The 13200-nt window shown below is 42.0% G+C and carries 7 protein-coding genes and 1 riboswitch; of the genes, 4 read left to right on the top strand and 3 right to left on the bottom strand.

Annotated features, from left to right (window positions below; translation table 11 throughout):
- Positions 1-490 precede the first annotated feature (490 nt).
- A riboswitch (cobalamin riboswitch) is annotated at positions 491-690 on the top strand.
- Positions 691-814: 124 nt separating this feature from the next.
- From VK664_RS02705 to VK664_RS02690, 4 genes are all read left to right on the top strand, one after another.
- A complete protein-coding gene (locus tag VK664_RS02705) occupies positions 815-1783 on the top strand; it encodes a ribonucleoside-diphosphate reductase small subunit (RefSeq protein WP_461397063.1) in 969 nt (322 codons plus the stop codon).
- 90 nt (positions 1784-1873) lie between these two features.
- The gene (locus VK664_RS02700; RefSeq protein ID WP_461397062.1) at positions 1874-4255 is read left to right on the top strand and encodes a ribonucleoside-diphosphate reductase subunit alpha; all 2382 of its coding nucleotides are present in this window, start codon (positions 1874-1876) and stop codon (positions 4253-4255) included.
- Between the two features lie 645 nt (positions 4256-4900).
- Positions 4901-5335, top strand: coding sequence for a response regulator (locus VK664_RS02695; RefSeq protein ID WP_461397061.1), 435 nt, complete (start codon positions 4901-4903; stop codon positions 5333-5335).
- A 409-nt stretch (positions 5336-5744) separates the two neighbouring features.
- Positions 5745-8681: an FAD-binding and (Fe-S)-binding domain-containing protein gene (locus VK664_RS02690; protein ID WP_461397060.1), complete on the top strand. Its 2937-nt coding sequence runs from the start codon at positions 5745-5747 to the stop codon at positions 8679-8681.
- A gap of 98 nt (positions 8682-8779) precedes the next feature.
- Here the strand turns inward: VK664_RS02690 and VK664_RS02685 are convergent, their stop codons facing one another.
- From VK664_RS02685 to VK664_RS02675, 3 genes are all read right to left on the bottom strand, one after another.
- The gene (locus tag VK664_RS02685) at positions 8780-10030 is read right to left on the bottom strand and encodes an FG-GAP repeat domain-containing protein (protein WP_461397059.1); all 1251 of its coding nucleotides are present in this window, start codon (positions 10028-10030) and stop codon (positions 8780-8782) included.
- 5 nt (positions 10031-10035) lie between these two features.
- A complete protein-coding gene (locus VK664_RS02680; protein ID WP_461397058.1) occupies positions 10036-11790 on the bottom strand; it encodes a glycoside hydrolase family 9 protein in 1755 nt (584 codons plus the stop codon).
- Between the two features lie 129 nt (positions 11791-11919).
- Complete coding sequence (locus VK664_RS02675; RefSeq protein WP_461397057.1) at positions 11920-12189, bottom strand: hypothetical protein; 270 nt, start codon at positions 12187-12189, stop codon at positions 11920-11922.
- Between the last annotated feature and the right edge of the window lie 1011 nt (positions 12190-13200).

Here is a 13200-nt window from a genome sequence, read left to right as displayed (position 1 = left end):
CCGTCAACATGGATGAATACAAAGAAAAACAACGGAAACAACAAATAGCTACCTTAGAAAAAAAACTCGCTAAATTAACAAACCAAGCAGCATGATTGAGCTCGGTGAAAGAAGTTATATAAAAGTGGTGAGTGGTGAGTGGAGTTATGAGAGTGTGAGTTGAGTTATGAACATTACATATTGCAGTTTTTTAATATGCCTCCAGCATTGAATGTTATCATATTATTAAATGTTTCCCTAACCAATGCCGACTCCACGGCAGTGTCCTGAAAGCTATTTAGGAATCCCGAAACTGCCCAAAAGCCATGTTGAATTGTTTAATAAGCAGTGTAAAACAGGGACACTGAACCCGTAAGCTATGTTTAGTGAAAGTGTCGCCAGTTAAGGGTTTCATGCGAAATTGCAGATACAGCAAGCCCTTTTTCCGACGTGGAACAGTTATCAACACGGTGGGGATATTCAAATCTTCCGGAGACTAGCGCGTTTCCTATTTTTGATGCTGTCATTTGGTGCCGTACGTACGGCATTAAAAGGGAAACCGGTGCAAATCCGGTGCTATCCCCGTAGCTGTAAACTCCCTGGCGCCAGTTGTGCCGGGCTGTTCAAACTACATACCACTGTCGATAATAGGATGGGAAGGTAATGAACAGCGGAGTAAGCCAGAAGACCTGCCAGTTGACAAACACTGTCCGCTTTCGGAGGAAAGGCAATAGTGGCTGGAATTTTTATTTCAACCGGTTATTCTTTTATTGATGCCTCCTTATTGTGACTGCCGGCAGGCAAATAAAATTGTCATCTACTAAATATACTTGCGATGGAAACTGAATTGTTGTTAAGAGAAAATAAGGATCGTTTTGTTATCCTTCCGATAAATTATCCCAGGGTTTGGGAAATGTATAAAAAACACGAAGCCAGTTTCTGGACTGCCGAGGAAATTGACCTCAGTGGTGATATGAAAGACTGGTCATCCTTAAACGATGGAGAAAGGCATTTTATTTCACATGTGCTGGCTTTTTTTGCTGCCAGTGATGGAATTGTAAATGAAAACCTGGCTGTAAACTTCATGAGCGAAGTGCAGTTACCTGAAGCAAGATGTTTTTATGGATTCCAGATCATGATGGAAAACATCCATTCTGAAACCTATGCCTTATTAATTGACACCTATATTAAGGATCCAAAGGAAAAGACTCGTTTATTTCATGCGATCGATACTGTTCCCGCAGTAAAGAAAAAAGCTGAATGGGCATTGCGGTGGATCAACCAGGGAAATTTTGCAGAACGCCTTGTGGCCTTTGCAGCGGTAGAAGGAATCTTCTTCAGCGGAAGCTTTTGTTCAATTTTCTGGATGAAAAAAAGGGGACTTATGCCCGGGCTTACATTCAGCAATGAGCTGATCAGTCGCGACGAGGGCCTGCATTGTGAGTTTGCCTGCCTGTTATATAGTATGCTTAATAATAAGCTTTCCCAGGAAGCTGTGCATAAGATCATTGCCGACGCAGTTATGATCGAAAAGGAATTTATTACTGAAGCTTTACCTGCAGCGCTGATAGGCATGAATGCAAAGCTGATGCAGCAATATATTGAATTCGTAGCTGACCGCTGGCTTAATGAGCTTGGTTATGATAAGATGTTCAATGCTACCAATCCTTTTGATTTCATGGAAATGATTTCGCTTGAAGGTAAAACGAACTTCTTCGAAAAACGAGTTGGAGATTACCAGAAGTCCGGCGTGATGACAGGCAATAAAGACTCGCAGACCTTCAGCCTTGAGGATGACTTTTAATTTCGAAAGATCTGCTTTTAATTAAAGATGATTTGCTGTTCCTACTAACCACGGACACGATATATACTATACCCATTAAATGTTAACGATATGCAGGTAATAAAAAGAAACGGTAAAAAAGAATCTGTAAAATTTGACAAAATTACAGCCAGGATTGAAAAACTTTGCTATGGACTTGACAGGAGATTTGTCAATTCGATAGACGTTGCGAAAAAAGTGATTGAAGGATTGTTTGATGGAGTAACAACTACTGAATTGGATAACCTGGCAGCTGAAACTGCTGCTTCGCTGACAGTGAAACATCCCGACTTTGCACAACTCGCAAGCCGGATAGCTGTAAGCAATCTGCATAAAAATACGATCAAGAGTTTCTCTAAGACCATGCATTTGTTATATGAATGCGTGGATAAAAAAGCAAACAAAAAAGCACCGCTATTATCAGATGATGTTTGGGATATCGTGCAGGAGCATGCAGAACTGCTGGACAGCACCATCATCTATGACCGTGATTACGGGTTCGATTATTTTGGGTTTAAAACACTTGAAAAATCATACCTGTTAAAAGTTGATGGTAAGGTAGTAGAACGCCCGCAGCACATGTACATGCGTGTTGCAATTGGAATACATAAAACGGATATTGAAAGTGTGATCAACACTTATCATATGATGAGCGAACGCTGGTTCACACATGCTACTCCTACCCTGTTTAATGCCGGAACACCTAAACCACAGATGAGCAGTTGTTTTTTGCTCACTATGAAGGAAGATAGCATTGATGGGATCTATGATACGCTGAAGCAAACTGCAAAGATCTCCCAAAGTGCCGGTGGTATCGGTCTCGCTATTCATGGCATACGTGCAACCGGAAGTTATATAGGAGGAACCAATGGTACCAGCAACGGTATCATTCCAATGTTGCGTGTGTTTAATGATACTGCCCGTTATGTTGACCAGGGCGGTGGAAAACGTAAAGGTGCCTTTGCGGTTTATCTCGAACCATGGCATGCGGATGTATTCGCATTCCTTGATCTTAGAAAAAATCATGGCAAAGAAGAAATGCGCGCACGCGATTTGTTTTATGCATTATGGATCTGTGACCTGTTCATGAGACGTGTTGAAGCAGATGGGCAATGGAGCTTGTTCTGCCCCCATGAAGCACCCGGATTGCAGGATTGCTGGGGCGAAGAATTTGACGCGCTTTATGAGCGTTATGAAAAAGAAGGCCGTGCAAGAAAAACAATCAAGGCACAGGATCTATGGTTCGCAATACTTGATGCACAGATTGAAACCGGTACGCCTTACATGCTTTATAAAGATGCGGCAAACAGGAAGAGCAACCAGCAAAATCTGGGTACTATAAAAAGTTCCAACCTTTGCACAGAAATCATGGAGTATACGTCACCGGATGAGGTTGCTGTTTGTAACCTGGCATCACTTGCACTTCCAAGATTTGTTATTGATGGCAAGTTCAACCACGACAAATTATATGAAGTAGCCTACCAGGTGACAAAAAACCTGAACAAGATCATCGATAATAATTATTACCCTATTGAAGAAGCAAGAAACTCAAATGTGAGACATCGCCCGATAGGTCTTGGAGTACAAGGCCTCGCGGACGTGTTCATTCTTCTTCGCCTGCCTTTTGAAAGCGATAAAGCAAAAGCACTGAACAAGGAGATTTTTGAAACAATATATTTTGCAGCAATGACTGCATCGAAGGACCTCGCAAAGCTGGAAGGTTACTATGAATCTTTCCCAGGTTCTCCTGTATCAAAAGGCGTCTTCCAGTTCGATATGTGGAACGTTGAACCAACGCTTCGTTGGGATTGGTACACTTTGAAAGCTGAAGTGATTAAACATGGTGTGAGAAATTCATTGCTTATTGCACCAATGCCCACAGCATCTACTTCGCAGATACTGGGGAACAATGAATGTTTTGAACCTTATACTTCTAATATCTATGTTCGCCGCGTATTGAGCGGTGAGTTTGTGGTAGTGAATAAACATCTTCTTAAAGATCTTGTTGAACTTAATATGTGGAACGATGATATGAAGAACCGCATATTGACTAACAATGGATCTGTGCAGGGAATTGATGGTGTACCGGAAAATATCAAGGAGATTTATAAAACAGTTTGGGAAATCAAACAACGTAACATCATTGATATGGCAGCTGACCGCGGAGCATTTATCTGCCAGTCACAATCATTAAATCTTTTCGTTGATTCACCTTCGGGCAGCAAACTTACTTCAATGCATTTCTACGCATGGAAGAGCGGACTGAAAACAGGAATGTACTATCTCAGATCCAAAGCGGCCAGCCAGGCGGTTCAGTTCACGGTTGAAAAACAAGGTGGTAAAATGGTTGAACCGATGATAAACCAGCAATCTTTGGGTCAGCCAGTTGAAGCAGAAATTGTAACCGGCGCCGTTTGCACCATGGAAGAAGGTTGCGTAACCTGCAGTGCTTAAGAGGTTCTATCCTGATAAACACGCGTAATTGTTCATTGTAAATACAACCAGGTCTTCCAAAAGAAGCCTGGTTTTTTTATTTAATAAAATTAACTATATATATGTTATTGGGGTTCGGTGATGACGGTATTGTGACAAAAAGCCGATTTTGCTCCCCGTGGGAAAGCTACTGGATAATCGACTGTTCAGACTTAGAATGCACGGAATAATGAAAACAACAGCAGCATTTAAAACCATTTTAAATTAGGATTCAAAGCCATCGGGAATAAATTCCTTCCATAAACAATTGGGTTTTTTAGGGGAAATGAACAAAAACTAAGAAAGTTTTCGTGCTTTTTCGATTTATTAAATATTTATATATGGCCGTTATTTAGTTCCCATAAACCCCAAAACTACTTATATAAACCGTTAATTACCAGCTCGGAAGGCTAAGTGTTTAATCTTAGATGTTATTCTCGGAAATTAAGGATATTTGATGTAGAAATTAATCTACAACCATTTTTTAGGTTGAGCTGAAAGAACTGGTTTGATAATTGATTTATTGTCGATTAAAATTGGATTAATAAAACCGATGAGAGATTTGAATGCTTTCATGACCATATGGAGTGGGTTCCATGTAATATGCCCGTAAAACAAAAAAATTGTATGAAGAATCAGAAAAATATAATTTTCATAGTTGATGATGATCCGGACGACCGGCAGATAATTTTAGATGCCTTTATAGAAAATAATTTCAATATTGATTATGTTTTCATCGAAAATGGAGATCAGTTAATCGAATCACTCAACACATTACCGCGGGAACAATACCCTTCTTTGATATTATTGGATCTCAATATGCCCGGTATGATGGGCTTGCAGGTTCTTAAGGAATTGAAAGCAAACAGGAACTGGAAGGCCATTCCGGTGATTGTATTAACTACTTCTACACTTGAAAAGGACCGCGAAGCGTCCTATGAGATGGGTGCAAGTTGTTTCCTTCGAAAACCTGTTGCTTTTGAAGAGCTGGCAACAATGACATCTTCTATTGTAAATCTGTGGTTCAACGATAAAAAAATTCATCAAAGCGCAGACCTTTAGATCATAGCACAGACTTTTAGATTACAAAACAGACTTTTAGATCACAACACAGACCATCAGATCAACGCAGACCTTTAGATCATAGCACAGACTTTTAAATCAGAACGCAGATCTTTAGATTACAAAACAGACCATCAGATCAGAACGCAGACCTTTAGATTTTCCTGATCTCCCGGGGTTTTAGCTAACGAATTATATAGTTTTTTACATCATAAATATAAATCTTGCCATTCGCCATCATAAATCAAAATCTTCATTAACCTTCGGAAATAAAAATCTGCATTCGCCATCAGAAATCAAAATCCTGCAATTCGCCATCAGAAATCAAAATCTTACCGTTCGTTGCAGCTTAAGGCTGGCAAATAAATCAGTAAATTGCGTTGTATTTAAGAGTTAAATCAACCGACTGATGCATGATAAATTGCGTGCCCTTGCGCGCGAACTGGATGGAGAGTTATATGATGACGAAACGATGCGAATTCTTTACGCAACCGATGCATCGGCCTATCGCGAAAAACCGCTGGCTGTTGCAATTCCAAAAACAACCGGTGATCTTAAAAAACTGATTGCCTTTGCAGGAAGGGAAAAGACTTCCATTATACCACGAACGGCCGGCACTTCACTGGCCGGCCAGGTAGTTGGCAGCGGGATCATTGTCGACGTATCAAAACACTTCACCAGTATTATCGAAATAAACCCTGCGCAAAAATGGGTCCGTGTACAGCCGGGAGTTATCAGGGATGAGCTCAATCTTTTTCTCAAACCTTACGGATTGTTTTTTGGACCGGAAACCTCCACTGCAAACAGGGCTATGATCGGTGGCATGGTTGGCAACAATTCCTGTGGCTCCAATTCAGTTGTATATGGCAGTACACGTGAACATCTGATCTCAGTGAATGCAATTCTTAGTGATGGAACGGAAACTGTTTTCGAAGCAAGCAATCTTGACGAATTTTATGAGAAATGCGAAGGCAATAGTTTTGAGTCAGGGATCTATCGTTCTATCCGCTCCCTCTTAGGTAATTACGAAAATCAACAGGAAATACGAAGGGAGTTCCCAAAGCCATCCATAGAGCGTCGCAACACAGGTTATGCTGTAGATATGTTGGTTGAAATGGCACCTTTTACAGCCGGCGGTGCACCATTTAATTTTTGCTCACTGATCGCAGGTTCTGAAGGTACCCTCGCTTTCATTACTGAGATCAAATTAAACCTGGTTCCGCTACCTCCCAAAGAAACTGGTCTTCTTTGCGTCCACTTCAATACCATTGACGAGTCACTTCGCGCTAACCTTATCGCACTGCATTATAAACCCAGCGCCAGTGAACTTATTGACCATTATATACTGGAGTGCACAAAAGACAATCTTGAACAAAGCAAAAACCGTTTTTTTGTAAAAGGTGATCCGGGTGCCATACTTGTTATTGAATTTTGCAGATCCAACAGGGAAGAAATTATAGCCATTGCCGCAGAAGTTGAGAATTCAATGCGTGCGCAGGGACTGGGCTATCACTTTCCATTATTGTTCGGGGCTGACACTAAAAAAATCTGGACGCTGCGGAAAGCCGGTCTTGGATTATTAAGTAACCTGCCTGGTGATGAAAAAGCCGTCCCGGTAATCGAAGATACTGCGGTTGATGTAAATGATCTCCCCGCCTATATCCGTGACTTTAATATAATACTTAAGAAGTATGATCTGTACTCTGTACACTATGCGCATGCTGGTTCAGGGGAAATACATTTAAGACCAATTATCAATCTTAAAACAGAAGAAGGCAATAGGTTGTTTCGTGCAATCGCTGAAGAGATTGCAACACTGGTAAAAAAATACCAGGGTTCACTTAGTGGAGAACATGGGGATGGCAGATTACGTGGTGAGTTCATCAGGCAAATGGTTGGTGACAAAAACTATAAGTTATTACAAGAGGTTAAAAAATGTTGGGACCCGCAGGGGATATTCAACCCGAATAAAATTGTTGATACACCACCAATGAATACGATGCTGCGCTATACACCAGGGCAGCGAATACCTCCTTTGAAAACAATATTCCGGTTCAACAACCAGAATATTCTACAACATGCTGAACAATGTAATGGTTCAGGCGATTGCCGTAAAACGGAATTGTCAGGCGGCACTATGTGTCCTTCGTTTATGGCTACACGTAATGAAAAGGACACCACAAGAGCCAGGGCAAATATCCTCCGGGAATTTCTAACGAACTCCACAAAGATTAATCGTTTTGATCATCCTGAAATAAAGGAGGTGATGGATCTCTGTCTCAGTTGCAAGGGATGTAAGTCTGAGTGTCCTTCCAATGTGGATGTCGCAAAACTAAAGGCAGAGTTTCAACAGCACTATTACGATGCCAATGGTGTTCCATTCAGATCGAAACTGATTGCAAACTTTACAAGCTCCTCTTCCTTAGGCGCCATAGTTCCCGGCTTATATAACTTTGCTGTTACAAACAGTGTTGTAGGCAAACTAATAAAAAGAATTTCAGGTTTTGCGGTTGAAAGATCGATGCCTACACTGGAAAAAACAACTTTAAGAAGTTGGTACAAAAAACATCAAAGAGTTAAGAAAAAAGATCAGAGGGTTAAGACGGAGATCTCCGATAAAACAGTATATTTTTTCTGCGATGAGTTTACCAATTTCAATGACACGTCTATTGGTATTAAAGCAATTCAGCTGCTGGAGAAACTTGGATACGATGTAATTATCCCGGATCATATAGAGAGTGGTCGCACCTGGCTTTCAAAAGGTTTGATACGTAAAGCAAAAACAATTGCCGAAAAAAACGTCCGTATGCTTGCACCGCTGGTATCAACGGATCATCCCCTGGTTGGCGTGGAACCCTCGGCAATACTGACTTTCAGGGATGAATACATGGATCTTGCAGACGAATCGTTGCTGGATGATGCGCGGAAACTGAAGTTAAGTTCATTCATGATTGATGAGTTTATCGCTATGGAAATTGACAAAGGTAACATCAACAGCTCACAGTTTTCAAAGGAATCACGCAAAGTTATCTTACATGGGCATTGTCAACAAAAGGCATTGTCTGGTGTAACATCTTCAGTAAAATTGTTATCTCTCCCTGAAAATTATATTGTGGAGACTATACCCTCAGGTTGCTGCGGCATGGCCGGATCCTTTGGTTATGAAAAAGAACATTATGACCTCTCTATGAAAATTGGTGAACTGGTTTTATTTCCAGCAGTCAGGAAACAAGAACAAGATGTTATTATTGCTGCACCCGGCACAAGTTGCCGTCACCAGGTAAAAGACGGGACGGGACGCAGGGCGTTGCACCCGGTTGAGATTTTGTTTGACGCCTTAATATAGTTATGAGTGATGAGTTATGAGTTATGAGTTTACTGTATTCCACTCATCACTCGACAACTCACTCATAACTCATAACTCATAACTCATAATCCCGACCCTTATTCAGAATAGAAAATCCAAAGCCCATCCTTTCCCCCAACGACTAAGTCTTTTTTGCCAGACTTGTCCAGGTCAGTAATAGCGAAGTAGTTACCTGTGCCTTTGCCGGTCCCCTTGGGGCCAAAGACGATTGTATTTTTATCAAAGGATTTTCCATTCCACTTATAATAATACAATCCATAATCATCAGCAGCTCCCTCGTCCTTATCATCATGCGCCCGATAGCGCTTGCCTGTAATTAGTTCCGGTTTACCATCATTATCGATGTCTTCCCACATAAGAGTATGAAACTGGGAGTTTTTTGAATCAATGCTATGTTTTACCCAGCTCCTGGTATTATCCGTTTTGTTTAACTGTTGTTCGTACCAGTCTAGCCCGTATCCATGGCCCTGTCCCACAATCAAATCATTTTTGCCGTCTTTGTTAAGGTCGGCAACAATTACAGGTATACCGGTCTCGCCTAACCGAAATTCGGGATGAAACGACCATTTATCTTTCCAGGGGTCAACCGGGGCCTCAAGCCATCCATCCGGCAATATAAAGTCTCCCCTCCCATCACCGTTAATGTCCCCGAAGCCAAAGCCATGTCCTTGTTTTTCATGCAGCACATATTTGTCGAAGGTACCGGTAGCCTTGTTTAGCCTGAAACATAAAAGGGGCCGGTTGGGATTATTGGGAATAATCTCAATTGTTCCATCTTTGTCGACATCCCATGCACGGGTGGTTTCAACATTGCCACATTCTGCAATAACATGTTCAGGCCACTCAACTTTTTTTCCTTTTGGGTTCTCACGCCAGCGGACGGTATTACCCCACCAACCACCGGTAACAAAATCGAGATAACCATCACCATTTACATCAATGGGGATGGTAGAAAAATCATCATAGAACTCGCCCTGTTTCCTGACTTCACCAATTTTATTTTTTACTGTAAATGCCGGTCCGGCATACCAGTAAGCACCAGAAACTATATCAGGATTTCCATCATGATCAACGTCAAACACTGCTGCTGTTTCATAAGCTTCGGACGAAACAATATGTTTCCGGAATTTAAGCTCAGGAGATCTGTTTGAAACAGGTTCCACATAAGACATATTCGCTTTTGCTCCACTCAGTATTCCCGGCGACACAGATCTAAAGTACGGGGCAGTCATTTCCGTTCTATTCGACATTTCCGGGCCGACCGGGGCAAAGTTAACAAGTGCAAAAAACGATGCCGTTAGAAACAATTGTAGTTTATCAATTACCATAATAGTTACTTTTTTTGAGGCAGTTTACTATAACCTGTTTTATACTGTATTGCTTCGATTGCATTGGCAAGATAAACCAATGGGGCATTCCAGTTAATCGCTATTTCATTGCTGGCATAAGAGCAATAATCATCTACATAGGCGGTCTCAGGCTCTTTAAAAGGATAATTGCATTTGTCCTGCATACCTGGGTTAGGTCCGCCGACCAGTAAGCCTGGAATAGGTTCAGCCACGGCATCGGCTTCAGAAGGCCGGTGATGAGGATGTTTGGGTGAACGCTTTCCAAATCCCGTTACAAAATGATAGCCGGTTGCATTCCGGCCGCAGATATAGTCGAGGTTTGTCAAGGCTGCATTGGCGTATTTAATATCTCCGGTCAGTTTCCATGCATTAATCATAAGAATTCCCTGGTTAGCAGCATTTGAATTTGATCCCCAGTTGAAATCAGATTTCCGGCTACCCATAACCGTTAGGAATGCATTTGATGGTATGGTTGAAAGGTATTCATCAGTTAACTTGAGTAATTTCATTTTCGCGGCGTTAACCCGATCAGTGTTTTTATCAAGACGCAGGATCGAATAAATGCCGAGCAAATGAACCCTTGCCCAGGTAGGAAGGCTATAACCGGCTTCCAGGCCGGTTTTCATTTTTGATTCATATTCAGCTTCACCCGTGGTGAGATACAATTCAGTTGATGCCCAGAACCATTCGTCTTCCAGCATGCGGTCTCCGTATGCGCCGGTAGTAACTTTTGGCAAATAAAGCAGATTCATAGAATCCTGGTTGTATAACAAAGACGGATTTTTAAGCGACCAGTTCCATGACTTTTTTGCGGCCTTCACGCAACTATCACTCAGACCCGGGAACTGTTTATCAAATTTTTTAAAAATCCGCCCGGCCTGTGCCATCACCGCGGTAAAGTCTAAAGTTGCAGCCGTACTCTTTTGGACAACATAACGAGTTAGTTTTGTAACACCAGGCATCACCGTGCCATCAAAGGCCGCATTTGTACATTTATGATAAACGCCTCCATCGTCCGGATCCTGCATAGTCATCATCCATCGGAGATTATACAATACCTCATCCAACAGATCCGGCAAACGATTTCCATTCCCGGGAATACCAACCCTGAGCGTATCAAAATAAAAAGGGAAATCTTCATAGGCCGACAAGAGCGTACCCATCGTGATTCCGGAATTAACAATATACTTATTGTAATCGCCGGCATCGTACCATCCCCCGGAAGAAGATATAATGCTATCGGATCTCCCCTGTTTATTTATTGCTGAAGGATGAATAACCACTTTTGTATCAGGGTGACCAGCCGGCCTTGTCCATTGACCTGCATATTCTGCTGTTAACGGCATCGACACCCGTTGAAAATAAAATGCTTTCAGCGAAGCAACAGCTAGATTGCTTTGGACTTTTGGAGCAATATAAAATTCATGAGAGATTCCTTCACGGCCATCAGAATATATATATTTACCCGGAGTCGAAATTGAAGAAAAATCAGCCACCTGTGTCTTAAGAGAAGAATTGTTTGATTGTTTTAAACCGGAGGGCTTACCACTGAAAACAATATCCTTTGTTTTAGCATTAATAATATCAAAGCCCGAAACCGCGTGATCAGTAATCAGCACTACAATCTTAGGGGCATTGGGATAATAACCTGTTTGATTTAAGGCAAGTTCCGGCCTTTCCTGCCCATATACTTGTCCGGATAAAATGGCAAAAAGAAAAAATGATAATCGTTTTATCATGACCTCAATGTATAGAAATTTATAGGATCAGCTCAATAATTTTCTTATTTCCAATTTTCGCATTTCCTTCAAGTGGTGGTTCATCATTTTGGGATTTGTTGATTATGTACGTTCATGGCGTTCACTCGGTTATTCGCTTCGCCGGATGGGCCTTTCGGTTGGCTTGATTTGCCACTGTGATTCCGGGTTAATGCCTTTGTTCATGTCCCGCACGTGCGGGATTGTCTCCGATCGGCTTTTTGTTCCCTGATCGGCTTTGTTTGGTATGCTTGTAGTGCTGGTTGCCTTATTGGCTAGATGTTGATGTTGCACGTTCATGGCGTTCACTCGGTTCTTCCCTTCGCCGGATGGACCTTTCGGTTGGTTTGATTTGCCACTGTGATTCCTGGTTAATACCATTGTTCATGCCGTTCTCTGCTGTTGTCTCCGATCGGCTTTTGTTCCCTGATCGGCTTTTTTAGGTATTCATGTTGTGCTAGGGGTTGTTTGGCCCTGATCGGCTTCGGTAACTCCGAGCAGGAATCGAAGGTGGCAATCAAACCAACCTCAGGCCCATCCTGCACGTTCTAATCTCGTTCACTTAAGGGATATGCGACTTGTACAACAAAATTCAACATTCGCTTATTGCAATAGCCTGCTTTGACATTATCGGCATTGCAGAAATTGAAATGACATTGCTGTGTTGCCGTTCTCTGAATTACAGTTGCCAGTTACCTGGTTATCGGAAAAACGCTTTCCAAAAATCCGTTTGCAACATCTTAACCAATCTTAGCTACCGAAATTTCGGTTTTGCATCACTGCGTTTAAATTCTTTTCATCTAATTCGCAAGCAATCTGCAACTCGCAAGCAATCTGCAATTCGCAAGCAATCTGGTTCCAGTGCATTAATAATATTCCCCATAGGGCCAAGGAAAAAATAACGATGGGTATTGCATCGATTGCTCGCTACAGCCTGGCAATGATTCAGCGCAGTAGTGATTCAGCGTTTGCAGGTGGCCGTGATTTAGCGTTTGCGATTGCAGCTTTTACGCGTGGCAGCGTTATCGGGGGCTGCGTTTGCAAGTGGCAGTTTTTGCGGGTGGCTGCGTTATCTCCCAATCGAATGTCAGATCGGTTTGTATATTAGATCAGGAAGGGAATTGCAAAACGAATATCAGCTCATTTGTAATTTATGACCCAATAAGTCATTGGCTTATTCACAAGATTTAATGTTGATTGAATGATGGGACAACAAAACCTGCTATAGCGGACTGGTAGGAATTGTTATGACTAGTATGATATTCCCCCAAGTGGATGAGCTAGTTGGGAGCGGGATTGTGCCTTTGAGCGGCCTTCGTACCGTGGTCGAAGTTACTGAAGCCGATCAGGGCGATACTGCAACCAGCACTTGAAGAAACCCTAACAAAGCTG

The organism is Flavitalea sp. (assembly GCF_035489435.1).
Lineage (GTDB): Bacteria > Bacteroidota > Bacteroidia > Chitinophagales > Chitinophagaceae > DATHKG01.
Note: the sequence above shows the minus strand (reverse complement) of the source record. Positions and strands in the feature narration are given on the sequence as shown.